Below are 24855 nucleotides of genomic sequence, written 5' to 3'. Positions count from 1 at the left end.
TTCGGCGGTCGGGCCGCTTGGCACACTTTTTCTCAAAGAATGGGAGGCCGGGACCGGTACGTGGCAGAGAGGTCAATCAATTGGCCGTAAGGGGAAGCCGCGACGGCTGAGACCTGCGAGGCTGTCTGGATGCAAACCCTTTACAGAAAGCTGCTGAATGTGCTCCCCCGGCTCGGAGTGCAGGTGCTCGACCTCGGTTCGGGCACCGCGGTGCTCTCCCGGCGCGGCAAGCGGGGCCGCGTCTCCGTGGGCCGGGAGGCCGACCTGGTGACGCGTGGCGGCGGCCGTTACGCGGTGACGCGGGTGCGGCCTGATACCTGGGTGGTGGCCCGCGGCCGTGGCGACCCGTCCGACGCGTGGACGAACGTGCGGCTCGGCGATACGGGCGCCCATCTCCTCTACGACGCGAAGGCGTCCGACGAGCGCTCGCTCCAGCTGGCGGCGGCCGCCTATCTGTGCGGCCACCATGTGGCCGGGCTGCTGGCGAAGTACGAGGTGAACTGCGTCTTCGACGTGGGGGCCAACGCCGGTCAGTACGCCAAGCGCCTGCGCTCGCTCGGCTATACGGGCAGAATCGTTTCTTTCGAGCCCACCGCGGAGACGTTCGCCAAGCTGGAGAAGGCCGCCGAGGACGATCCGGAGTGGTGGGTGTATCCCTTCGCGCTCGGCCGCGAGGAGACCACCCAGACCATGCACGTGGGCTGGGCCACCATGAACTCCCTGCTCCCCGCCAGCGACTACGGCAAGGACCGCTACCGGCGGTTCGCGAAGGACCGCACGGAGGAGATCGAGATCCGCAGGCTGGACGGTGTGCTGGACAAGGCGCTGGCCGGGCTCACCGATCCCCGCCCGTATCTGAAGATGGACACCCAGGGGTACGACCTGGAGGTGTTCGCGGGCGCCGGGGAGCGGATCAAGGAGTTCGTCGGCCTGCAGTCGGAGGTGGCGACGCTGCGGCTCTACGAGGGAAGCCCCCCGATGAGCCAGGCCATCGCCGCGTACGAGAACAGCGGCTTCGGGATCACCGGCATGTACCCGGTGACCCGCGAGGACACCACGGGACGCGTGGTGGAGTTCGACTGCGTGATGATGCGCGCGGACGCCGCCCCCAAGTGAAGCGATGCCTCATGGGGCCGGTGACACCGGCCCCATGAGGCCGCGGCGGCCGTGTGGACGCCACGTCGCATAGGGTGTCGGACAACTGGAACTCGGGGTGAGGAAGTCCATGTCGCTGCCGACACTGCCCGGCAACCCTTATGGCGCGGTTCCCGGCACGGGACACGGAACGGCGCAACCCGCGGCCGATCGGCCGGCGTTGCCGGGGTATCCCCTTCACTCCGCTCCGTCGCCGCGCCCGGCCGGGCCGGAGGCGCCGTATGCCGCGCCGTGGCAGCTCGCGTGCCACATGTGCGGCGGATCGCCCGCGGCCCCGGTGGCCCTCCGGCACCACCAAGGGCTGTTCTTCATCATGCTGTTCCGGAAACGGAAGGGCCAGTTCTGCCGGACCTGCGGTACGGCGCTCTTCCGGAAGCACACCGCCATGACGATGTGGCAGGGGTGGTGGCATCCGCTGTCCGCGATCCTGTTCAACCCCGTCACCATCATCCTGAATCTGCGGGCCCACGCGAAGATCGAGCGCCTGCCGGAGCCCGGCCCCGACCCCTTCGCCAGCCGACTCCCCCTGGGCAAACCCCTCTTGCTCCGGCCGGGCACCCTCGCCGGGCTGCTGCCCGCCGCGGTCGTCCTGCTCTTCCTCGCCAATCTGATCGCGGGGTAGCGCGGGCCCGGCCGGCGGCGCTCGGTAGAGTCCTCTGTCATGGGTTACGGGGAGGGAAACGCGGTCGGCCGTACGGAACATCAGGCGCCGCCCGCATGGCAGGCGCCGGGTGAGATCGAGCGGAGGCTGTACGAGGCCAAGCTGCGCGGTGACTGGCCCGCGTTCTTCGATTGTCTGGCCGAGGAAGACCTCTTCTTCGCCGACTCCGTGGCCCGGATCGAGGAAGATCCGGGAACCTATGTGTTGACGCCCTACTGGTACTCCCAGGTCCGGGCCAACTGCCTGCCCCTCCTCACCGATGGCATGCTGCCCGATCCCGACGCGGATACCGCCTTCTGCCGCACCGACCTGGGCTGGCTCGCGGACGGGTGGCGGGACAGCGACACCTCATGGATCGTGATCAACCCGGGGAGCCCCTGTGAGGTGTTCTTCCCCGCGACACCGGCCCATCGCGCGCTGTGGCAGCAGCATGTGCGGCGCGTCGAACAACGCGACAGCGGCGGTCGGCCCCACTACCGCATGCGGCTGCGCTCGCTGGAGGGAAGCGGGGCGGCGAAGGGGGCGGTGGCCCACGGTCTGGGGCTGATCGCGCTGCTCTCCGTCAGCAACGGGGACCTGTGGAACGCCATCGCGTACCACGGCACGGGCTACAAGAATGAGAAGGGCCGCCTCAAGGAGTGGTGGGGCATCACCAGCCGCGAGGAGTGGCGGCATTACCAGGAGCAGTTGCTCGAAGCGGACCAGGTCCGCGGCGCCTGGGAGTTCGTTCTCGGGGTGCGGCGGTCGCTGTCCCGGGAGTTCGGCGGCCCCATCGAGGTGGACCAGTGGCGGCAGGCGGCCGAGAAGGTGCTGCGGCGGGGCGCCGAGGGAACCGAGTACCGGCTGAGCGCGGACGGGGTGACCAAGGTCGGCCCGCGCGACGGCGCCGAGGTGGCGGCGCAGATCGCGGGGGTGCAGCGGCTCATCGGCCGGATCGCCCGCTACGAGAAGCGCTTCCGCGCCGATGAGCTGCTGGCGGAGGGGAAGTTCATCCCGTCCGTGGAGGCGTGGGACTACGGGCGGGCCGCCGGGATGGCCCGCTGGGGGCTGGGCGCCCGCTACTGCGACCAGCGGGAGGCCGAGGACGCGATCGCCCGCGCCAGCAGGCTCGGTCGACTCAACTACCGCTCCTGGGAGGAGTTTTCCGCCTCCTACATCCTCGGCCGGTGTCTGCACTTCGACGAGGAGGAATTCGGCACCTGGTACCAGGAGATGCTGGACGCGCACCGCATTCTCACCACCGACCCCGGCAGCCCCTGGCTCACGATCCCCTGGCAGTGAGCGGCCGTCAGCTGGACAGGCCCAGTTTCCGGCGGAGGCCCGCCGCCTTGGACTCGGAGTCGCGGGCGGCGCGGGCGCGCAGGGCCAGCACGTAGTTCTCGCGCGTCCGCATGATGTGCCCCTTCAGGATCTCTTCCAGTTCGTCGTTACGGCCCGCCGCGAAGATCTCGACGATCCGCCGGTGTTCCTCGAAGGAGCGCGCCGGTTCGGTGGTGGCGAGGAAGGTGAGGTGGACCCGGAGGGCCGAGACCCGGGCCAGGCTCATCTGGTAGGCGTCGCTGAGGTAGCGGTTGCCGCAGTGCGCGAAGAACGCCTCGTGGAAGGCGGTGTCGGCGCTGCCGTACGCCTTGGTGTCGTTGCCCGCCAGGGCGTCGGTCATGGCCCGGGCCGCCCGGCGCATGGCGGCGAGGGCGGCGTCCGGGTTGCGTTCGAGGGCCAGCTGGGCCGCGCGGATCTCCAGGGTGGTGCGGTATTCGCACAGCTCGAAGATCTCGTCCTCGGTGGGCTGGAAGACATACGTCCCGGACTTGGGCACGATCTCGACCAGGCCCTGGAGCCGCAGCATGCGCAGGGCCTCGCGGACCGGGGTGCGGCTCACCCCGAGGGCGGAGGCGAGACCGTCCTCGGACAGCGCCTCGCCGAGGTCGAACTCGCCGTCCACGATGGCCGCGCGGAGGCGGCGTGCCACCTCGGAAGCCAGCGACGAGGACCGTCCGCCGCCCGTCGTGCGTGCCATGCCCCTCCGTCCGTGGGTATGTCCCTGGGTATCCCGAACGCTACCGCAAGCGCCGTATCGCCGGATCCGGCCCCGCCTGGGCGAGGCGGGCGGTGCGGTGGGCGGCCATGCGGACGGGGGCGTCGGGGGCGCCGTATCCGCTGTACCGGCCGAGGCGCTGGACGAGTTCGAAGAACACCGCGCCGCCCAGGATCTCGGTGTAGCAGTGGAGGAACGCGCCGTCGGCGTCGCGGTCGTAGAAGATGCCCAGCTCACGGAGGTCGGCCAGGAGCGCGGGGTCGGGGCCGAGCCGGGCGTCGAGGTCGTCGTAGTAGTTGTCCGGGACGGTCAGCAGCGGCGCTCCGCGGTCCCGTACGGAGCGGGCGGTGGCCACGATGTCGTCGGTGGCGAAGGCGATGTGCTGGGGGCTGGTGACCGGCGGCGCCCAGTCGCCCCGGCGCAGCAGGGTGACGGACAGCGCGATGCGGACACGTTCGGCGGGGTCGGTGAAGGCCCGGCTGCGGACCAGGCCGAAGGGGGCGGCGTATTCGGCGGTGGGCTGGGGGTTAAGGCCGAGGACGGCGCGGTAGAAGAGCGTGGCCTCGTCGTAGTGGTCGAACGGCTGGGTCAGCGCGATGTGGTCGATGCGGGTGACGCCCGCGCCTGGCCGGTCCGGCGGGTCGGCGGCGGGGGTGAAGTCGGCCAGCCAGTCGTCGCCGGTGCCGCAGAAGAACACCTCGGTGCCGTCGGGGGCCGCGACGGCGGCGAGGTCGGCCTCGGCCGGGCCCCGGGTGCGCGGCAGGACCGGGGCGAGCAGCGCCTCGGCGCGGGCGGCCGAGGCGCCGGGGTCGGCGGTGTGCAGGCCCAGTGCGCGGATGGCGCCGCCGGGGCGGGTCACTCCGGTGTTGAGCAGCAGCCGGGCCTCGCCCTGGGTCCACAGCTGGACGGGTTTGGTGCGGTGGTGGCCGGTGTGGGTGAAGCCGAGCCCGGCCAGCGCCCCCGCGATGAGCGGCCCGGACTCCGCGTCGACGGCCACCTCGGCGAACGCGACGCCGGTGGGCACGGACCCCTTCGGCAACGCCGGTTCGGCGGGCCCGGCACCGGCCGAACGCCCGTCCGCGCGGCGGGCGGTGGCGTCCCGCAGCGCCAGCAGCGAGCGGTGGGCGTCGATGGCGGTGCGGCCGGGGTCGGCCTGGCGGAACACGTCGTTGAACACTTCCAGCGACAGCGGCCCCCGGTAGCCCGCGGCCTGTACGTGGGCGAGGAACGCGGCCAGGTCCCAGGCGCCCTGGCCGGGGAAGAGCCGGTGGTGGCGGCTCCACTGGAGGACGTCCATGTCCAGGTGGGGCGCGTCGGCGAGCTGGAGGAAGAACAGCTTCTCGGCGGGGATGTCCCGGATGCCCGCCGGGTCCGAGCCGCGGGAGAGGATGTGGAAGCTGTCCAGGCACAGCCCGAGCGCCGGGTGGTCCGCGCGGGCGACCACGTCGAGGGACGCCTCGTAGGTGTCGATGTGGGCGCCCCAGGCGAGGGCTTCGTAGGCGATGCGTATGCCGTGCGCGGCGGCGCGCTCGGCCGCGGTGTGCAGCTGCCCGGCGAGCAGGTCGGGGTCGGGGACGGCGTCCGGGGAGACCGAGGAGCACACCAGCAGGGTGTCGGTGCCCAGCTGCCGCATCACCTCCAGCTTCCGCTCCAGGCGGGCCAGGTTGGCGGCGAAGCGGGTGGGGGAGGTGGAGTCGAGGTCGCGGAAGGGCTGGTAGAGGTCGATGGACAGGCCGAGGTCTGCGCAGCGGGCCCGGATCGCGGCGGGGGCGAGCGGGGAGGCGACGAGGTCGGGTTCGAAGATCTCCACCCCGGCGAATCCCGCGTCCGCCGCGGCGGTGAGCTTGTCGTCCAGGGTCCCGGACAGGCAGACCGTGGCCACCGCGGTACGGGTCATATGCTCTTCCTCCTCCTACGGAGCGGGCGTTGTCGCGCGGGCGGGGATGACGCCGTGCCGGACGTCGTGGTTGACCAGGTAGGTGGGCAGCCGTCCCTGGGCGACTTCTACCACGTTGCGGGCCGTCTTCGTCCGGATCTCGATCTCGGAGTCCTCCGAGTACCAGGCGGTGTGCGGGCTGAGGACCACGTTCTCGCAACCGGCCAGCGGGCTGTCGGGCCCGATGGGTTCGTGGGCGAAGACGTCCAGGGCGGCGCCCGCGATGCGTCCCGACCGCAGCGCCCCGGTCAGCGCGGCCTCGTCCACCACCGGCCCGCGCGCGGTGTTGACCAGACAGGCGGTGGGCTTCATGGCGGCGAACTGCCCGGGCCCGATCAACCCCTCGGTCTCCGGCGTCAACGGGGCGTGCACGGACACCACATCGGCCTCGCGGCAGAGGGTGTCGAGGTCCACGAGCCGGACGCCGAGCGCCGCCGCCCGGGTGGCGTCGGGGCAGGGGTCGTGGGCGAGGAGGGTCATCCCGAAGCCGCTCATCTTCTCGGCGAGCCGCTGCGGGATGCGGCCGAATCCGACGAGCCCGAGGGTGCGTCCGCGCAGCCGCCGCAGCGGCCCGGCAACGGTGTAGTCCCAGGTGCCGCGGCGGATCGCGGCGTCGTAGCGGTGCAGCCCCCGGGCGAGGGTGAGGATCTGCGCGGCGGCGTGGTCGGACACCTCCTCCAGCGAGCCGTCCGGCACATTGGCGACCGCGATGCCCGCCGCGGTCGCCGCCGGAACGTCGATGGTGTTGAGCCCGATGCCGTAGCGGGAGATCACCTGGCAGCGGGTCAGATGGCGGATGACCTCGGCGGTGACGGGGGCGTACTGGTTGATCACGGCGTCGGCGTCGGCGCAGATCTCGATCAGCTCGTCCTCGGTGCGGGCCTGGGCGGGTACGAGGTTGAGTCCGGCCGCCTCCAGGACCTGCCGCTCGGGCTCGAGGTCGGCGAATTCGTAGTCGGTGACGACCACGGTGAACATGATGGCGCTCAGCTCCCGAAGCGATGGTCGAGGTCCTGGTGGAAGCCGAGGTCGACCAGGTCGCAGAACTCGGCGTAGGTGTGCTGGGCCGGGCCGCCCGCGGGGGTTCCGGCGGCGCGCAGGTGGTCCAGTGCGTCGGCGACCGCGCGGGTGGCGGTGAACAGCGCCGTGACCGCGTAGAAGACGATCGAGAAACCCATGTCGGCCAGGTCTGTGGCGGTGAGCCGGGTGGTCTCGTTCCCGTCCACGATGGAGACCACCTTGGGCCCTTCGACGGCCTTGGCGACGGCCTCCACCTCCTCGACGCGTTTGATGCCGTCGACGAAGACCAGGTCGGCGCCCGCGTCCCGGTAGCGGCGGGCGCGGCGTACCGCCTCCTCGATCCCGGCGGCGGGCAGTGCGTCGGTGCGGCCGATGATCAGCAGGTCGTCACCGCCGCGGGCCTCGACGGCGCAGGCGATACGGGCGGCGCTCTCGTCCTCGTCCATCAGCCGGATGCCGCTCATCTGGCCGCACCGCTTGGGCGCCACCTGGTCCTCCAGATGGATGGCCGCCACCTGGGCCTGGACGTATTCGCGCACGGTGCGGTGGATGTTGGAGGGGCCGCCGTATCCGGTGTCGGCGTCCGCGATGACCGGGATGGTCACCGCGCGGGTCATGTTGCGGGCGTGTTCGGTCATCTCGGTCTGGGTGAGCAGCCCGATGTCGGGGGTGCCCAGTCGGCTGGCGGTGGCCCCGAAGCCGGTCATGTAGACGGCCGGGAAACCGACGGCCTGGACGAGGCGGGCCGTGGCCGAGTCGGGCGCGCCCGGGGCCCGGACGATGCCGGGTCCTTCCAGGAGGGACTTGAGCGACGTGGCGGCTGACACGGTCGGCTCCTTTCGGTGGGTGTCGAAGAGGGCGCGCGGTCAGAGGGTGGCGGCGGGAGTGTCCGCCACCGCGGCCGGGCCGCTTCCGGAGCCGGGCTGCCGGGCGGGGCTGCGCCACAGGAGGATCAGCACGACCGACACGGCCAGGGACACCACGGGGATCAGCAGGCCCGCGGTGACGGTTTCGCCGTCGGTCTCCTTGCCGACGATGTACGGGCCGAAGAACCCGCCCAGGTTGCCGATGGAGTTGATGGTGGCGATGCCGACCGCGGCGTGGGTCTTGGACAGGCTGTCGGTGGTGAGCGACCAGAACGGCGGCAGCCAGGCGAAGGCGCCGATGCCGGTGATGGCGAGCGCCACCACCGCGGGCCCGGGGTGGTGGCGCAGGGCGATCACCGCGGCGAGGCCGAAGGCCCCCATGGCGAGCGGTACGGCGACCAGGTACTTGCGTTCCCGGGCGCGCTTGGACAGCTGCGCGGTGAGCAGCAGCGCGAGCGCGGCGCAGATGTAGGGGACGGCGGCGGTGAAGCCGATGCTGGTGGCCGAGTAGGCGGGGTTGATCTGCTTGATGATGAGCGGCAGGAAGAGGTTGAACCCGTAGGTGCCGACGGCGAGCGCGAGATGGGTGGCGGCCAGGTGCAGCACCCGGGGGTTCCGAAGGGCGGCGAGCTGGGCCCGTACGCCCTCGTCGTGTCCGGTGCCCTGTTCGGCCTCCAGGGAGCCGCGCAGCCAGTCGCGGTCGGCGGGGGCGAGCCAGCGCGCGGTGGCCGGGGAGTTCGGGAGGAAGACGTACGTCACGACGGCCATCAGGACCGCGGGGACGCCGGTCAGGATGAACAGCCAGCGCCAGCCCGGCATCCCGAACCAGCCGGTGTGATCGAGGATCAGGCCGCCGAGGAGCCCGCCGCAGATGAACGAGACCGGCTGGGCCAGCACCAGCCAGCCGAGCGCGACGGCCCGGTCCCCGGAGCGGAACCACAGGGTGAGGTAGACGATGATGCCGGGGAAGAACCCGGCCTCCGCGACGCCGAGCAGGAAGCGCATCACGTACAGCATCTGCACGTTGGTGGTGAACCCGGTGATGACGGTGATGATCCCCCAGGTCGCCATGATGCGGGCGAGCCAGGCGCGGGCGCCGAAGCGGCGCAGCAGCAGGTTGCTCGGCACCTCGAAGAAGAAGTACGCGACGAAGAAGATCGAGGCGGCGAGGCCGTACGCGGCGGCCTTGATGCCCAGTTCGGTGCCCATGCCCAGCTGGGCGAAGCCGATGTTGGTGCGGTCGACGTACGCGATGACATAGCCGACCGCGATGAGCGGGAGGATGCGCCAGGAGATGCGCGAGACGGCTGCCCGCTGCCCGGCCTCGTCCAGAGTCGGGGCGGGGGTGCCGCTGGGTGCGTGTGTCATGTGCTTCCTCGATCGTGCGGGGAGGAGGGCCGTACGGGAGGTGTGGGGGCGCGTGTGCGTGGGGGGGCGGCTCAGCTCATGATCAGTCCGCCGTCGATGTTGACGGCCTGACCGGTCATGTAGTCGGAATCGGGTGAGCAGAGATAGAGGGCGAGGCCCGCGACGTCGTCCGGGGTCTGGGGGCGGCCCAGCGGTACGACGGCGGTGCGCCGCTGCCACGCCTCGCCCTCGGCCCACCCCTCGGTGGCGGACCACTCCTGGTCGATCTGGCGCCACATGTCGGTGCCGACCAGGCCGGGGCAGATGGCGTTGACGGTGATGTCCGGCGCCAGCGCGTAGGCCGCGGTCTGGGTGAGGCTGATGACGGACGCCTTGCTGGCGCGGTAGTGGGGAGTGAGGGGTGCCATCGGGCCGGCGCCGTACCGTCCGGCGATCGACGACATCGTGATGATCTTCCCGCGCGGGCGGGCATCGTCCAGACGTGGCTGGGCGCGCATCCTCGCGGCGGCGGCCTGCATGGTGAGGAACGCGCCCTTGACGTTGACGGCGAACGTGGCGTCCCAGTCCTCCTCGGTGATCTCCAGGAAGGGCTTGACCTGCACGATGCCCGCGTTGCAGACCATGACGTCGAGCCGCCCGAGGCCGTCGGCGGTGCGCCGCACCATCTCGGCGCAGTCGGCGGCGCGGGTCACATCGCCCGCGACGGCGAGCGCCGGGCGGCCGAGAGCGGCCGCTTCGGCCGTCACGGCCTCGGCGCGGGAAGCGTCGCGGTCGATGACGGCCAGGTGCGCGCCCGCCGCGGCGAGCCGCAGGGCGATGGACCGTCCGATGCCGCGCCCGGCACCGGTGACCGCGACGCGGAGACCGCTGAGGTCTGCCACTCTCGTCCCTTTCGTCGATGCGCCCGGCCATGGAGGGTGGGCAGGCCGGGCCGTTGAGACTGGGACACTAGAGTTCGGCAATCTGGGATACAAGATGTGTGCACAAGATTGCCCGCGCGGTTTGTTGCGCCATGGAGCGGCGGTACGCGGGTGATGTCGCCCTCAGCCGAGGTCTCCCCCGCCGAAGCCGCCGCCGAAATCGCCGCCGTCGAAGCCGCCCCCGAAGTCGCCCGGGCCGAAGTCGCCGCCGGAATGGCCGCCGGAGTGGTCGCCGCCCGGATGATCACCGCCGGAGTAGTCACCGGCCGGACCGGCCCCGTAGTAGTCCCCGTACCCGTAGGGCGAGGCGAGCGCGGTGCCGAGCAGCGTGCCGGTCAGCAGGCCCGGCAGCAGGGCGCCGCCGAAGTAGCCGTACGCCCAGGGTCCGTACGCGGGTCCGGCGTCCCAGTACGGGCGCCGCCCGGCGGCGGTGTCGACCTGCCGGGCCATCGGCTCCTCGCCGTCGTCCAGCCGGGCCGCGTCCGCCGCGCAGACCGGAACGGTCCGCTCCGCGGTGCTGCCCGCCGGGGTCCACCGCCGGTCCTCGACCGAGGGGCCGTGCCGCGGGTCGAAGAAGCACGGCGGGCGTCGCTCCGGCAGCGGCTTGCCGTCCAGCCTGGCCTCCAGGGTGGCGAGCGAGAAGCGGCCGTGCGCCAGCGCCTCGCTCACCTCCCGTACGTCCTGCGGGCGCTGCGCCTTCTCCATCGCCGTCTTCGCGTGCTCGTAGGAGTCCAGGGCCCGGGTGTAGTCCTCGCGCATCGGCTCGTCGGCCTTCGGGGAACCCGGGTCGAAGCCGACCCGGGTCAGCTCCTCGCCGAAGGCGGTGATGTCCTCGTCCACCACCGGGCGGAGTTCCTCCAGCCGGGCCCGGTTCTCCCGCAGCCGCCGCCCGGTGACGCGCCGGCCGACCAGGTAGGTGCCGCCGACGCCGACGACGAGCAGCACGCCGAGGGTGATGAGCAGGCCCAGCGCACCGGTGCTGCCGCTGGGGGTGGCGGGGCTCGCGGCGACGACCACCGGAAGCGGCAGCGCCATCGGGAAGACACGTCGTACGGCCTTCATATCTACGACGCTAGCCCATTTTGCGCATCTTGCGCAGATTGAGGCGTTTCCCCATGCGGGGCGGCACGGTGGGTACGGTGGCGGGGATGCGATACGGGGACGACGACAGGGCGGGGAAACCGGGCGTGCTGATCGAGGAGCTGCGGCAGGAACTGCCGGACGGGCGGCTGGTCGAGGACCCGCACATCGCGGCCGGGTTCACGCACGACGAGGCGGAGTGGGCGCCGTACGGCACGCCGTGCGCGGTGGTGCGGCCGCACACGGCGGCGGAGGTGCGGTCGGTGGTGCGCGCCTGTCTGCGGCACGGCGTTCCGCTGGTCACCCGGGGCGCCGGAACCGGCCTGTCCGGCGGCGCCAACGCCGTCGAGGGCGGTGTCGTGCTCTCCACCGAGCACATGAACGCCATCCATGAGATCGACCCCGTGGAGCGGCTCGCGGTCGTCGGCCCCGGGGTGGTCAACGACGATCTGCGGGCCGCGTGCGCGGAGCACGGCCTGTGGTATCCGCCGGATCCGGCCAGCGCGCCCTGGTCCACCATCGGCGGCAACGTGGCCACCAACGCGGGCGGGCTGTGCTGCGTGAAGTACGGCGTCACCCGCGACTACGTCCTCGGCCTGGAGGCGGTGACCGGCACCGGTGAGCTGGTGCGGCTCGGCCGCCGGACGGCGAAGGGCGTGGCCGGGTACGACCTGGCAGGGCTGCTGGTGGGCTCCGAGGGCACCCTCGGGGTGATCACCGAGGTCACGGTGCGGCTGCGGCCCGAGCGGGAGGCGGAGCGGACGGTCGCCGGATACTTCTCGTCCGTCGTGGCCGCGGGGCGTGCCGTCACCGCGGTCGGGGCCGCGGGGCTCACCCCGTCCGCGCTGGAGCTGATCGACCGCCACTGCCTGGCCGCGGTCGACCGCTGGAAGAACATGGGGCTGTCCGTCGACGCGGACGTGGTGCTCCTGGGCCGTACGGACGCGCCGGGCCCGGCCGGGGCGCAGGAGGCCGCGCGCATGCTCGCCTGCTTCGAGGAGGCGGGGGCGACCTGGGCGGCGCAGTCCACGGACCAGGAGGAGGCCGACGCGCTCTTCGCGGCGCGGCGGCTCGCCTACCCGGCGCTGGAGCGGCTGGGCCCGGTGCTCACCGAGGACGTGTGCGTGCCCCGGGCGGCCGTACCGGAGATGCTGGCGCGGATCGAGCGCGCGGCCACCCGGCACGACACGCTCATCGCCAACATCGCCCACGCCGGTGACGGCAACCTCCATCCGCTGCTGATCACCCAGCCCGGCGACACCGCGGCCCGGGAGCGGGCCCAGGCCGCCTTCCGCGACATCATCGCCGACGCCATCGACCTGGGCGGGACGGTCACCGGCGAGCACGGCGTCGGGCTGCTGAAGCGGGACGGCCTGGAACTGGAGCTGGCACCGGCGGTGCTGGAGATGCACCACGCCGTCAAGGCGGCCCTCGACCCGCACGGGATTCTGAACCCCGGCAAGGTCATCGGCCGTCCCAGTCGGTGAGACCTTTCCGGTGACACCTTGAGCCGGGTGTCGGCGTCCGGCCATACTGTCGGCCATGTCGAATGCTGCCGGCCCGCTCGTGGAACGCCTCCACGTCGATCTGTGCCGCCAGGCCAGCGCCTGCTGTCGCCCCTGATCCCGGCTTCCCCGCGGACACGGGCTTTCTGACACTTCCTGTCTGACGCTTTCCTGCCTGACGCTTCGTCATGTCGCCGTGTGCCGTGGGGTGTTCTGCCTTCCCCCCTCGCACCCTGCCGCCGATGCCGGTGTGCGCGCCCTCGCGCGCTGCCGCCCGCCTCGGTGGCCCCCGGCATGCAACGAAACGGTACCCCCATGCCCGATACGTCCCGTCGGCCACTTCGTACCGTGGTGCTCTCCAGCCTCCTGGGCACCACGGTGGAGTGGTACGACTTCTTCCTCTACAGCACCGCCGCCGGTCTCGTCTTCGGCGATCTGTTCTTCCCCACCGGCAACGACACCGTCGGAACCATCCTCTCCTTCGCCACCTTCGCGGTCGGCTTCCTGGCGCGGCCCGTCGGGGGCCTGCTCTTCGGACACATCGGCGACCGCATCGGCCGCAGACGGACCCTCGCCGTCACCATGAGCGTGATGGGCGGCTCGACCACGCTCATCGGCCTGTTGCCCACGTATCAGCAGATCGGCATCTGGGCACCCGTACTGCTGCTCGTCCTGCGGGTGGCGCAGGGCGTGGCGCTCGGCGGGGAGTGGGCCGGTGCCGTGCTGCTGTCCGTGGAGCACGGCCCGCGGGGCCGCGAGGGCCGCTACGGCAGCTATCCGCAGATCGGCCTCGCCCTCGGACTGGCCCTGGGAACCGGCGTGTTCGCCCTGCTGAGCAATGTGCTCAGCGACGACGCCTTCCTCGCTTACGGCTGGCGGGTGGCCTTCCTGGTGAGTCTGCTGCTGGTGGTCGTGGGCATCACCGTGCGGCTCAAGGTGGACGAGACCCCGGCCTTCCGCCGGATCGAGCAGCGGCAGTCGGCGTCCCGGGTGCCGCTGGCACGGCTGCTGCGGGACCCGGGCACCCGGCGGCACACCGTGCTGGGCATGCTGGCCAGGTGGGGCGAGGGCGCCGCGTTCAACACCTGGGGTGTGTTCGCGATTTCCTACGCCACCTCCACGCTGAAGCTGCCCCGCACCCCGGTCCTGCTCGCCGTCACCTTCGCCGCGCTGCTCATGGCCGCGGCGATCCCGCTGTCGGGCTCGCTGGTGGACCGGCACGGCGCGCGCCGGATGTACATGGTGGGCATGACCCTGTTCGGGCTGAGCGTGTTCCCCGCCTTCTGGCTGTTCCACTCCACCGGTGTCTGGGGGTTCGCCGCGGCCATCGCGCTGACCCTGGGCGTGGTCCACGCCTCCTTCTACGGGGCCCAGGGCACCCTGTTCGCCTCGCTGTTCCCGGCGGAGGTCCGGTACACCGGCATGTCCGTGGTCTACCAGCTGTCCGGTGTCTACGCCTCCGGCATCACACCGCTGCTCATGACGACGTTCCTCGCGCTCGGCCACGGCACTCCGTGGATCGCCTGCGGATATCTCGCGGCCACCGCGGTCGTCAGCGTCTGGGCGACCTCGCGCATCCGGTCCTCCGGGGTGTACTTCGCAGCCGGGAACGCCGCCGACCGCCCCGCCGCCACTACGGCGGCGCGATCGGCGGTGACCGTGAGGTAGGGCCGTGACGCCTCGCCTCGACGTCCCGTCGTCAGCGGTGGCCGCCTCGTCCCCAGTCGCGCTGCTGGCCGGACCAGCCCGTGGCCCAGGGCTCCTGCCGGTACGTCCCGTAGGGCCCGTAACTCCCGTACCAGCGGTGTCCTCCGTACCATCCGCGCCGCGGCTGCTGGCCGTACCAGGAGCCCACCTGCCGCTGCGGCGGGGCCGCCGCCGGGGGCTTGGGGCCGCGCGGCGCCTTGGACTTGGCATGCCCCGGCGGCGTGGCCTTCGGTGGCGCCGAGGGCTTGGCCGGGCGCTGCGGAGGGGTGGGGGCGGGTTTCGTGCGGACGGCGGACACCTGGCGGGGCGCGGTCTCCCGGACCCGGTCCGGTCGGCCCGTCTCGGTCCGGTACCCGTTGCCGTCCGCCGCGCCACCCGACTGCCAGCGCTGTGACCTCGCGTCGTCGTCCCGTGTTTTCAGGACGATACCGGCGCCCTTCTCCGTGGAGTCGGGGGTCAGGGCCAGTTCCTGGTTCCAGCGCGGCACGAGGGTGCCCTGGAGGGTGAAGTCGTAGCGCACGTTCGCGGCGCCCCGCTGTGAGGTGACCGCGCAGGAGCCCAGCCGGATGGAGAAGCTGAGGCGGGAGTTGAGGCAGAGTTCGGGGTCGGCGCGGCTGCGCAGCAGACCGTCGGCCTCGTACGACCACTGCTGGGTGTCCGCTGACGTGCAGGGGTTGGCCTCGGTTTCGGCACCCGCCTTGGGCTTGTCGCCCACGATGTCGAGGCACAGTCCGCTCGTGGCGTTGCGCAGCCGTCCGCGCAGGGCGTCGTCCGGGCGGCCGTCGGCGCCGATCCAGGAGGGCTCCGAACCGGGGGCCGTCGTGCTGCCCGCGCCGGCGCCCGGGCGGCTGGAGGGGGTGTCGTGGTCGTACGCCACGTCCTCGCCACCGCCGGAGGGGAGGACGGACGCCACCGCCACCGACACCAGGACGCAGCCGCCCACCGTGGCCGCCGCCACGGTGAGGAGGCGGCCGCGGGTGACCCGCGGGCGCCTTCGGCGCCCGGCCGGACGCACCGCCGTGCCCGCCGCGTTCATCGCCGTGCTCATTGCTGTGCTCACCGCCGTACTCACGGCCGTGGACACCGCCGGGCGCGCCTTCCACCAGGGGTGTTTCCGCGCCGAGTGGCGGGGGCCACCGCTGCGTGGCGGAGTGGTCGGCATGGGAGGCGGCGGCGCGGCCGCGGGCGGGTCGGGGATGCGGCGGCCCGGCCGGGAGTCGAGATAGTCCCGTGCGCCCCACCCCAGGAGCGCTTCGGCGAGCAGGACGCCCGGTCGGCCGGTGGAGTGGTCCAACTGGTCGGCGGCATCACGGCAGTGTGCGCACCGGGACAGATGCTGCCGCAAATCGGGGTCGAGCCGGGTGTCGCCGCGGCGGAGCGAAACGTCCAGCAATCGGCTGTACTGACGGCACTCCTCCTCGGGGGCCGTGTCGCGGTGGACGTCCAGGCAGCCCTGGCGCCAGCGCTCATGGGCCCGCTCCAGCTCGGCCTGAGCATCGTCGTAAAGGCCCAACAGCCCCGCCGGTACGGCCAGTTGCTCCGCCTCGACCTCCGTGTGCCACAGCAGACAGCGGGCCGTCTCGGGGAGCCGCTGGAACGCGCGGAACACCATGCGCCGGTTCTCCGGCGGGAGGAGCCGCCCGTCCTCGCCTCCCCGCGCCCCGAGGTCGGCCCGCAGCCCGGGGTGGAGCAACGCGCCGCGCGGGCCCTCGCTCCACTCCTGCGCGATGCCCCGCACGGTGGCGAGCACCCGTGGCCGCCACGCGGTGGTCGGCGCGGTCCGCCGCAGCGCTTCCCCGAAGAGCCTGGTGAAGGCGGCGGAGGTGAGGATCCCCGCCGGGTGGGTGCCGGTGGTGCACAGGCTCGCGTAGGAGAAGGCCGCCTCCCAGTGCCGGCCCAGCAGCTCTCCGACCGGGTGACGCTCGGACAGTTTCCCCGAACACTTCTTCAGCTCGGCCGTGAGTTGTTCATCCGTCACACCGAACAGGGGGGCGGGGGTTAAGAAGTGCGTCAGGGCAGCATCGTTCACGTCTTTTCCCTTTCACAGGGCAGCGAGAAAAGTCCGTACCAATGGGGGGTGTCGGCCCTGCCGGCGGCGCGAAAACACCTGGCCCACGTGGCGACACCTGCACCTTTGCACACGGAACCGATGCGGAACAAGGGACTTCACATTTTTCGGGTTCGACCACCGTCAAGGGGCACTGATGCGTCCATTGGCGTTACGAAATGCAAAGTGGCGAACGAATTCACCCATTGCGCCGGGCTACCACTCGGTAGGCATTGGACACCTTCCCCAGCCCGGCGAGCGGCTTGAGCACGAGCCGGTCCAGTGTGGTGGCCACCACCAGGGCGGGAATGGCCGCCACCAGACCCGCGCAGCGCAGCAGCCACCGCGCGCGGCCGGTGGGCTCGGCCAGCCAGGGGGCGTCGTCGGGCGGCAGGACCGCGTTGGCCGCCAGCCACACCGCGCCCATCAGGTCGACGGTGTCGGACGGTTCGCGGTGCTGCTCCAGGACCACCGTGAAGCCGAGCGCTTCCAGTTCCTTCCGCAGGCCCGCCACCGGCAGGAAGTACAGGTGCTGCGGCTGGAGCCAGGGCAGCCAGAAGCGGCCGAAGAGGCGGGCGAACCAGCACTCCGGGTCGGGCACCTCGATGAGCAGATGGCCGCCGGGGCCGAGGGCGCGGTGGGCCGCGCGGAGTTCCGCGCGGGGGTCCGTACTGTGCTCCAGGTAGTGGAACATGCTCACCACGTCGTAGCGCCCGGCCAGCCGCTCCCCGGCCAGCTCCGGGAAGCTGCCCCGGATGCCGTGGTCTATCCGCCCCTCCCGCTCGGCCAGTTCGACGCCGTCGGTGAAGTCGAGCCCGTCGAAGACCGTGTCCGGGAAGACGGTGCGGGCCACCTCCGGGAAGTGGCCGTGGCCGGTGCCCACGTCGAGCCACTTCGCCGGGGCGTCGGCCGAGGGCTTCAGGGCCTCCGCGCGCCCGAGGTACATCTTCCGCCGCCCGGAGAACACGCTGCCCATGCCCTCCTCCCCCAGGCCGTCGTAGAAGTCGCGGTAGTAGAACTCCAGCCCGTCGCCGTTCAGCCGGGGGTTCTGGAACACCAGGCGGCAGTCCCGGCAGGTGTCGAGACGGAAGCGGCCGGGCTTGTTCTGGAACCGGTCCTTGGTGCGCAGCCGTCGCTTCAGCCGGGTCGAGCCGCACCACGGGCAGTCCGTGCGGCGCGGCTCGAAGAACCGCTCGGTGCCCTGGTCCAGGTCGGCCCGGTAGCGCGGCCGGAGGGCGGCCACGGCCTCGGCGCGGGACGGGCGCGGGGCCTCGTCGGCCCCTGGTCTGTCGGAGGTGGCGTTGTCCTGGCTCATCGTTCCCCCTCGGGGGTCGGGACGGGGTGGGTGGTGGCCGTGGTGGTGGCGGCCAGTCGTTCCAGGTGGGCGGCGGCCGCGCGGGCGCCGCCCGCCGCCCGGAAGGACGCGCCGATACGCTCGGCGGCGGCACGGTGGCCCGGCTCGTCCAGCACCGCGTCGACGGCCTCGCCGAGCGCCGCCGCCCGCGCCCTGCCGAACCGCACCCGGACGCCCGCGCCCGCGGCCACCACCTGGGCGGCCACTACGGGCTGATCGTCCCGGATCGGGGCCACCACGAGCGGGACACCGTGCCACAGGGCCTCGCACACGGTGTTGTGTCCCGCGTGGCACACGACCGCGGACACCCGCTCCAGCAGGCGCAGTTGGGGGATGCGCGGGATCGTCAGCAGGTCCTTGTCGGACTCCGCCGGTCCCAGGACGCCCGCCGGGTCGACGAGGACCGTCTGGATGCCGTCGGCCCGGGCGCGTACGGCCTCCCGGGCCTCGATGAGGAAGCGCGCCCCGGCGTCGGTGTTCGCGGTGCCGAGGGTGACCAGGACGGTGCGGCGGACCGGGTCCAGCCACTCCCAGGGGAAGTCCGGATCGTCCGGCCGTCCGGCGATGGACGGGCCCACGTACCGGATGTGGTCGGCCGCCCGTACGGGCCGCCCGGCCAGCTCCTCCGTGGTGAACGCCAGCACCAGATCCGGCGAGAACCGGGGGTCGGCCGTGCCGCGCGGATCGCCGATCCGGCCCCGCGCCGCGGCCAGCAGCCCGTCCAGCCAGGCGTCGATCTTGGGCATGCCCTCCAGCGCGCCGGTGAACTCCGCCGAGGTGGTGGCGGAGGTGGCCCACCGTAGGCCGAGCCGCTCTGCCACCAGCGCGCCCGCCACGGTCTGCTGGTCGGAGACCACCACATCCGGGCGGAACGCCTCGATGGCCCGCGCCACGTCGGGGGCCATGGCCTCGGCGAGCGGCACCAGGAAGTCCTCCCACAGGAACTTCAGCGCGCCCGGGCCGCGCACCTCGGGCGGGCGCTCCGCCCCGCCCTCGCCGATCACAGGACCGGCGCAGCGGTGGACGGTGGCACCGGGCCCCACCAGCCGCTGCACCACCTCCGGCAGCCCGGCCCAGGCCACCTGGTGGCCGCGGTCGTTCAGTTCGGCCGCGACACCGACGGTGGGGTTGACGTGGCCGACGAGGGGCGGCACGACGAAGAGGAAACGGCGCCCGGGGGGCGTAGGGGATGCGGGGGCCACGTCGGTCATGAGACGTCAGCTCCCTTGAGCCCGGCTGCCGCGACCGGGGCGGCGGGCTCCCGTTCACCGATCCACGACAGCAGCAGGGCGCGTATCCGCGCGGGCGCCTCGGCCAGCACGGAGTGCCCCTCCCCCGGCAGCATGACCGTCCGGGTGCCGGGCGGCAGCGCCCTGAGCCAGCCGTCCTCACCGGCGAGTTCGGAGTCGGCGCCGTACACGGCCAGCGCCGGGCAGCGCAGGGAGCGGACCCGTTCCTCGCTCACCGTACGGCTCGCCGCCACGTCCTCGGCGATCGTGGTCGTACGGACGAGGCGCGCCGCCGACTTGGCCAGCCGCGCGGTGTGCGCGCCCCGGTGGGCGGTGACCCAGGCCAGCGACTCGGCCTCGTGTGCGACGAGTTCGACGACGACCCGCCGCATGATCCGGCTGATGTCCGTCAGCCAGCCCTGGGTGGCGGGTTTCGCCTCGATCGTCGCGAGACCGGCCACGCGGTCGGGGTTGCGCAGCGCGTAGCCGTACGCCACCGTGCCGCCGAAGCAGTTGCCCACCAGGTGGACGGGAGTGGTGATCCCCAGCTGGTCCAGCAGCCTTTCGAGGTCGCTGACGAACGTCTCCAGCCGGTAGCCGGACCCGGGGCGCTCGCTGCGGCCGTGCCCCCGCTGGTCGTACATCACCACGTCCAGCCCGGCGGCGGCGAGGTCCGGCGCCACGGTGAAGTACCAGCTGGCCAGGGAGTCGGTGAGCAGTCCGTGGACCAGCACGACGGTGGCGGTGGGCGGACGGCCGTCCGGCGGCGACAGCCGCTGTACGTGCAGGCGGAGGCCGTCCGGTCCGTCGCCGGTGCCGCGCGGGCCGCCGAGGTCGATCATCGCCATGGTCAGCTCCTCCCGGGCGCGCCGAGGCACCGTACGATGTACTCCACGAGCTGCCCGACGGTCAGGCCGATGATCTCGTCCAGCTCCAGACCGGCCACGAACTCGGCGAAGTTGACTTCCCGTCCGTACCGGTCCTGAAGGGTGCCCGCGAGGGCCACCAGGTCGATGCTCTCCAGCTCCAGGTCATCGGTGAAGCGGGTGTCCATGGCGACCTCGATGTCGTCGAGGCCGTCCTCGTCGAGCATGTCCCGGAGCATTCCGGCGACGTCCGCGAGCACGGCCGGTGCGTCGGGGGCGGATGCCGGGGCGGTGGGTTCGACGGTGGGTTCGACGGTGGTCACTGATCGGTCTCCTCGTCCTGATCCCGGTGGCCCGGACCGGTCGTCCAGGCCACGACGTACTCCCTGCCCGGCAACCCGGACGGGTTGGCGGTCGCCGCGCAGTGCGCTTGGTAGCGGCGCGGGTGGGGGGTGGCGGCCACCTCGACGGTGAGCCGGGTGTCCTCCGCGTGGCCGACCACGGTGGTGTCCTGGCCGGTGCCGTCCGCCTTGGCGACCGCCTCCTTGGCGGCGCGGAAGGCGGCGGCCCACCAGGCCGCGGGGTGGCCGCCGCCCGAGGCGGTGAGGGCCGCGAGGAGTTCGCGCTCGGCGGGGCCGGAGGTGTCCGGGCCAAGGTCGGCGACCACCTCCATGCCGATGCCGAGCCTGGACTGCGACGGCGCCACCAATGCCACTCCGGCCTCCCCCCGATGCGCCAGCGTCAGCTCCAGCGGCGGCAGGGTCCGGCCGTGGACGCCGACGGCGTATGGGCGTCCGCGCTCGTCCTCGCACACCCGGATCTCGGCCGGGAACACCGGCCCCTCCCCCTGCTCCCACAGCCACCGCCGCACCGCGTCCTTGGCGGCGATCCGGCCCAGCAGCCACTGTCGGCGGCCGAGCGGCGGCTGCCGCTCGTACTCGGCGCGTTCGGCGCTGCCCAGGTTGTTGCGCATGATCAGGTCGCGTGAGGCCAGGTCCGGCCAGCGCTCGTACACCAGTGACCAGCCGCCGGGCTGGGGCCGCGACAGCGTGTTGCGCTGCGGGAAGCGTTCCACCGGGCGGGTCTCGGGATCGTTGTCGAACCGTCGGTCGTGCCACCCGTGCAGCTCCGCCCACACCTGACCGCCGATCAGCAGCTGGACATCGGCCTCGAGCGCCGCATCGGTCAGCGCGACGATCCTCACCAGGCACTCCACCGGGGTGCCGGGCCGCGGCGGCGGACCGTAGAAGCGCATCAGCCGCATGCCGACCGGGAAGACGACGGAGCGCGAGGTGCGGGTCGCCATGATCCAGTACCCGAGGAGCTGACCGACGTTGTCCAGCAGCGCGCCGGGCGCGGCCGGAGTGGCGATCGTGCCGCGCACATGTGTCTCACCGATCGCGGTGAGCCGGGTGAGGCCCTGGAACGCCGGGCCGTGGAACATCCACCGCTCACCGTAGATCTGCGCCGCGGTGTGCTCGGGCACCCGCTCGGTCGCGGGGTCGATGCGCCAGGGCGCGGGCCGCTCGGCGGCGTCCGGGTAACGCGGCGCGAACTGTACGGTCCCGCGGGCGCTGCGGCCGAAGGTGGCGGTGTAGTGGGCGGGGCTGGTCGCGGACGGTGTCACGGTGACCGGAACGGTGCTGGGCGGCGTGGCGGTCACCCACTGGTCGAACCGCGCCCCGTGCACGGCCACGGCCACGCCGCCCGCCGTGTGCTCCACCGCGTCGATGAGGTGCTGGACGATGGTGGTGGCCGGAACCACCGGCCACCGATCGGCTTCATCGGGCCAGCCGGGCCGCTGCGGGAAGAAGCAGTGGTCGCGGAGGTAGGGCATGGCCTCGGTGGAAACGCGCACGTCGAAGCTACGCGCCCGAACCACCCCCCGCCGCCCCACCGCAACCAACTCGGCCGCGGCGTCGGCCGTCTCCCGGAGAAGCGCGTCGAGCTCGACCGCCCAGGGCTCCCCAAGAACCCCGCGCACACCCTGGCCCGCCGCCGCCAGATACGACGGCCCAGTCTGGGAAGCGCCCACCGATGTGGCCTGCCCCGCGCCTGCCAGCGGGGCGTACTGCGCGCTCATCGCCGCCGGGCGCGGCGAGGCGGCCTGGCCCGCGACCGCCGCGGGTGGCTGCGCGGCGTGCTGCGAGCCCGCCGCCGGGTGCGTGCCTGCCGCTCCCGCGTAACCCCCATCCGCCACCGGAAGAGGCGCCGCCGAGTGCTGAGTACCGGCCGCCGCCACAGGCGACGGGGCCGGGCGGGCGGCGCCCGCCGGGTGGTGGTGGGGGGCCGGGGGGCGGAGCTCCCCGGTTTCGGGAAGGGGCGGGGTGGGGGAAGACCCCGCGCCCACCGACGCGAGCGCGCCGCGCAGCTCGCTCAAGCGCGGCTCGCTCAGCGAGATCAGCGCGCCGTTCAGGTTCAGGCGCACCGGCGCCGAGCGCCCCCGTACCGCGCCGGGGCGCGGGAGGGCGGGGTCGACGGGGGCGCCCTCCGTCCACAGGGCGGTGGCCACGCGGCGCAGTTGCGCGACACCGTCGCGGTGGGGGGAGTTGGCGGCCACCACCACGTGGTCGCGGCCGTGCAGCGTGTCGCCGATGAGCGAGGCCAGCTGGCCGGTGCCCATCTGCACGAAGGCGCGGAAGCCCGCGTCGTACAGGGCCTCGGTCAGCAGCCGGAACCGCACCGGTTCCAGCAGGTGCCGTACGAACAGCTCCCGCACCTCCCCCTCCGTCTCCGGATACGGCGCCGCGGTGGTGCCGGACCAGACGGGGACGCGGGGCGGCAGGAGCAGGTCGAAGCGCTCCGCCAGGGTGCGGATGGGGTCGAGGAAGGGGGCCAGCATGGGCGTGTGGAAGCCGGACTGGAAGGGCAGGACCTGCGCGATCACGCCCGTCGCGCGCATGGCCCGGACGAACTCCTCCACCTCCTCGCGCGGCCCGCACACCATCGACTGGCTGGGCGCGTTGTCGTGCGAGAGCACGATCCGGCTCGCGGGCCACTCCGCGAGCGCGCCGAGCACGCGCTCCGCGCCCGTCCCGAGGACGGCGAAGGTCACGCCGGGGACGCGGAGCGCGTCGGGGTCGAAGGAGTCGAGGAAGGCGTCGACGGCCTCGCCCGCGTAGAGGCCGCCCGCGGCCATCGCGGACCACTCGCCGACGCTGTGTCCGGCCACCGCGTCCGGGACGATGCCCATCCGTCCGAGCGCCGCGTTCAGCAGGCGTCCGACGCCGAAGACACCGACGCCGTGGCGGCCGATGTCGCCCGCGCGGGCCGCCTCCCCGTGGTGTTCGCCGTCGTGGTGGCGGGGCAGCCCGACGTACTCGGCGACACCCTCCGTACGGGGCTCGAACTCGGCCTCCAGGCCGGGGAAGACGAACGCCAGCTTCCCGGAACCCGGCTCACCCGAAGCAGCCAGCAGCGGTTCCGGGGTGAACCAGACGTCGTTGCGGCCGCGCCACGGGCGGCCCTTGGCGGCCACGCGCCGGGCGAGGGCGAGCCGTTTCGCGGTGGGTTCGACGATGCCCAGCCGGGTGCGGGCCCGGCTCCCGGGAACGGACGCGGTGGCCCGTACCGTGGCGTCGTCGGCCGCGAGCAGTTCGGCCAGCCGCTCCGGCGTGTCCGCGGTCAGGGCCAGCACCCGTTCGGGTTCGGTCACGACGGGCGACGGGCGGCGTTTCACCGTCGCGGTCGACTCCTGTTCCAGCACCACATGCGCGTTGATGCCGCCGAATCCGAAGGCGTTGACCGCCGCGCGCCGCACGGGAGCCTCCCAGGGCGTGGCCGCGTCGAGGGTGCGGAAGCGGGTGGCCGCCAGCCCCGGGTGGGGGTCGTCGCAGTGCAGGGTGGGCAGCAGCCACCCGTGGTGGACGGCGAGGGCGGCCTTGACGAGGCCAGCGACACCGGCGGCTGGCATCGTGTGGCCGATCATCGACTTCACCGAGCCGATGACGGCGGCCTCGCCCGCCCCGCCGCCGGGCCCGAACACCTCGGCCAGCGTGGTGAGTTCGGCCGCGTCCCCGGCCGGGGTGGCCGTGCCGTGCGCCTCCAGCAGCCCGATGCAGCCCGCCTCGCGCGGGTCGAGGCCCGCGGCGCGCCACGCCTGCCGTACGGCGCGGGTCTGGCCGCCCGGGTCCGGGTTGACCAGGCCGGTGGCGCGGCCGTCCGAAGCCACGCCGGTGCCGCGGATGACGGCGTAGACGCGGTCGCCGTCGCGCCGCGCGTCGGCGAGCCGTTTGAGGACGACGACGCCGGTGCCCTCGCCGATCAGCAGGCCGTCGGCGGCACGGTCGAAGGGCCGGATGCGCTGGCTCGGCGACAGCGCGCGCAGCTGCGCGAAGACACTCCACAGGGTGATGTCGTGGCAGTGGTGCACTCCGCCCGCGAGCATCACGTCACACCGCCCGGAGGCCAGCTCCCCCACCGCCTGGTCGACGGCGACGAGGGACGACGCGCACGCGGCGTCCACGGTGTAGGCGGGCCCGCGCAGATCGAGCCGGTTGGCGATGCGGGAGGCGGCGAGGTTGGGCACCAGGCCGATGGCCGCCTCGGGGCGGTCCGGGCCGAGCTGTTCGGTGAAGGCGTCCCGGATCCGGTCCAGCTGGCCGGGGCCGAGGCCGGGCAGCAGCTCGCCGAGGGTCCGTACGAGCTGGTGCGCGGTGCGGACCCGCTGGTCGAGCCGGACCAGACCGGGGGTGAGATAGCCGCCCCGGCCCAGGACGACGCCCACCCGCTGCCGGTCGGGCAGCCGGTCGTCGCCGCCCGCGTCGGCGAGGGCGGCCGCGGCGACGCCGAGGGCGATCAGCTGGTCGGGCTCGGTGCCGGACACCGAATTCGGCATGATGCCGAAGCGGGCGGCCTCCACCTCCGCGTACGTGTCGACGAAGCCGCCCCGGCGGCAGTACACGCGGTCGGGGGCGGCCGGTGCGCCGGGGCCGCCGCCCTGCGGGGCGTAGAACCCGGGGTCCCACCGCCCGGCCGGGACGTCGGTGATGGCGTCCACGCCACCGGCCAGGTTGCGCCAGTACGTGTCCAGATCCGGGGAGCCGGGCAGCAGGACCGACATCCCGACGATGGCCACCGGTGGCATCTGGTGACGGCCGGTCATGC

General features: G+C 73.0%; 18 protein-coding genes and 1 pseudogene. 6 read left to right on the top strand and 13 right to left on the bottom strand.

The window, feature by feature from the left end; genetic code table 11:
* Positions 1-129: 129 nt before the first annotated feature.
* From ACH4TL_RS11980 to ACH4TL_RS11970, 3 genes are all read left to right on the top strand, one after another.
* Positions 130-1116 (top strand): FkbM family methyltransferase, encoded by a 987-nt coding sequence (locus ACH4TL_RS11980; protein ID WP_398318422.1) that lies wholly within the window; start codon positions 130-132, stop codon positions 1114-1116.
* A gap of 352 nt (positions 1117-1468) precedes the next feature.
* Positions 1469-1777 carry a hypothetical protein gene (locus tag ACH4TL_RS11975; protein ID WP_398318425.1) on the top strand — a complete coding sequence of 103 codons (309 nt, stop codon included), beginning with the start codon at positions 1469-1471 and terminating at the stop codon, positions 1775-1777.
* Between the two features lie 39 nt (positions 1778-1816).
* Positions 1817-3097 (top strand): DUF1266 domain-containing protein, encoded by a 1281-nt coding sequence (locus ACH4TL_RS11970; RefSeq protein ID WP_398318428.1) that lies wholly within the window; start codon positions 1817-1819, stop codon positions 3095-3097.
* Between the two features lie 7 nt (positions 3098-3104).
* On the opposite strand, the gene ACH4TL_RS11965 is transcribed toward ACH4TL_RS11970, so the two are convergent.
* The 7 genes and pseudogenes from ACH4TL_RS11965 to ACH4TL_RS11935 form a co-directional block, all read right to left on the bottom strand.
* Positions 3105-3833 carry a GntR family transcriptional regulator gene (locus tag ACH4TL_RS11965; RefSeq protein WP_398318431.1) on the bottom strand — a complete coding sequence of 243 codons (729 nt, stop codon included), beginning with the start codon at positions 3831-3833 and terminating at the stop codon, positions 3105-3107.
* 40 nt (positions 3834-3873) lie between these two features.
* Positions 3874-5748 (bottom strand): bifunctional sugar phosphate isomerase/epimerase/4-hydroxyphenylpyruvate dioxygenase family protein, encoded by a 1875-nt coding sequence (locus tag ACH4TL_RS11960; RefSeq protein ID WP_398318434.1) that lies wholly within the window; start codon positions 5746-5748, stop codon positions 3874-3876.
* 15 nt (positions 5749-5763) lie between these two features.
* Positions 5764-6765, bottom strand: coding sequence for a C-terminal binding protein (locus tag ACH4TL_RS11955; RefSeq protein ID WP_398318437.1), 1002 nt, complete (start codon positions 6763-6765; stop codon positions 5764-5766).
* 8 nt (positions 6766-6773) lie between these two features.
* Positions 6774-7634 carry an oxaloacetate decarboxylase gene (locus ACH4TL_RS11950; protein WP_398318440.1) on the bottom strand — a complete coding sequence of 287 codons (861 nt, stop codon included), beginning with the start codon at positions 7632-7634 and terminating at the stop codon, positions 6774-6776.
* A gap of 39 nt (positions 7635-7673) precedes the next feature.
* The gene (locus ACH4TL_RS11945; RefSeq protein ID WP_398318443.1) at positions 7674-9041 is read right to left on the bottom strand and encodes an MFS transporter; all 1368 of its coding nucleotides are present in this window, start codon (positions 9039-9041) and stop codon (positions 7674-7676) included.
* 71 nt (positions 9042-9112) lie between these two features.
* Positions 9113-9922, bottom strand: coding sequence for an SDR family NAD(P)-dependent oxidoreductase (locus ACH4TL_RS11940; protein ID WP_398318446.1), 810 nt, complete (start codon positions 9920-9922; stop codon positions 9113-9115).
* 162 nt (positions 9923-10084) lie between these two features.
* Positions 10085-10966, bottom strand: a pseudogene (locus ACH4TL_RS11935) (hypothetical protein); the annotation flags it as partial.
* Between the two features lie 143 nt (positions 10967-11109).
* Here ACH4TL_RS11935 and ACH4TL_RS11930 point away from each other — a divergent pair.
* From ACH4TL_RS11930 to ACH4TL_RS11920, 3 genes are all read left to right on the top strand, one after another.
* A complete protein-coding gene (locus ACH4TL_RS11930; protein ID WP_398318449.1) occupies positions 11110-12528 on the top strand; it encodes an FAD-binding oxidoreductase in 1419 nt (472 codons plus the stop codon).
* A gap of 55 nt (positions 12529-12583) precedes the next feature.
* On the top strand, positions 12584-12664 hold the full coding sequence (locus ACH4TL_RS11925; protein ID WP_398292330.1) for a putative leader peptide: 81 nt from the start codon (positions 12584-12586) through the stop codon (positions 12662-12664).
* 197 nt (positions 12665-12861) lie between these two features.
* Positions 12862-14214, top strand: a complete 1353-nt coding sequence (locus tag ACH4TL_RS11920; protein ID WP_398318452.1) for an MFS transporter — start codon at positions 12862-12864, stop codon at positions 14212-14214.
* A 31-nt stretch (positions 14215-14245) separates the two neighbouring features.
* Here the strand turns inward: ACH4TL_RS11920 and ACH4TL_RS11915 are convergent, their stop codons facing one another.
* The 6 genes from ACH4TL_RS11915 to ACH4TL_RS11890 all read right to left on the bottom strand — a co-directional run bounded on the left by ACH4TL_RS11915 (position 14246) and on the right by ACH4TL_RS11890 (position 24853).
* Positions 14246-16231 carry a ricin-type beta-trefoil lectin domain protein gene (locus tag ACH4TL_RS11915; protein ID WP_398318455.1) on the bottom strand — a complete coding sequence of 662 codons (1986 nt, stop codon included), beginning with the start codon at positions 16229-16231 and terminating at the stop codon, positions 14246-14248.
* Positions 16232-16499: 268 nt separating this feature from the next.
* Positions 16500-17615, bottom strand: a complete 1116-nt coding sequence (locus ACH4TL_RS11910; RefSeq protein WP_398318458.1) for a methyltransferase domain-containing protein — start codon at positions 17613-17615, stop codon at positions 16500-16502.
* Positions 17612-18865, bottom strand: a complete 1254-nt coding sequence (locus ACH4TL_RS11905) for a glycosyltransferase (protein ID WP_398318461.1) — start codon at positions 18863-18865, stop codon at positions 17612-17614. The genes ACH4TL_RS11910 and ACH4TL_RS11905 overlap by 4 nt, the downstream gene beginning before the upstream one ends.
* Complete coding sequence (locus tag ACH4TL_RS11900) at positions 18862-19731, bottom strand: alpha/beta fold hydrolase (RefSeq protein ID WP_398318464.1); 870 nt, start codon at positions 19729-19731, stop codon at positions 18862-18864. Before ACH4TL_RS11900 ends, ACH4TL_RS11905 begins: the two co-directional genes overlap by 4 nt.
* Before the next feature lie 2 nt (positions 19732-19733).
* On the bottom strand, positions 19734-19988 hold the full coding sequence (locus ACH4TL_RS11895) for an acyl carrier protein (RefSeq protein WP_398318716.1): 255 nt from the start codon (positions 19986-19988) through the stop codon (positions 19734-19736).
* Positions 19989-20068: 80 nt separating this feature from the next.
* Entirely contained in the window at positions 20069-24853 is a 4785-nt protein-coding gene (locus ACH4TL_RS11890) for a beta-ketoacyl synthase N-terminal-like domain-containing protein (RefSeq protein WP_398318467.1), read from the bottom strand.
* Positions 24854-24855: the final 2 nt, after the last annotated feature.

Source organism: Streptomyces sp. NPDC021115 (assembly GCF_044333065.1).
Taxonomy (GTDB): domain Bacteria; phylum Actinomycetota; class Actinomycetes; order Streptomycetales; family Streptomycetaceae; genus Streptomyces.
This window is presented reverse-complemented; position numbering and strand designations above follow the sequence as displayed.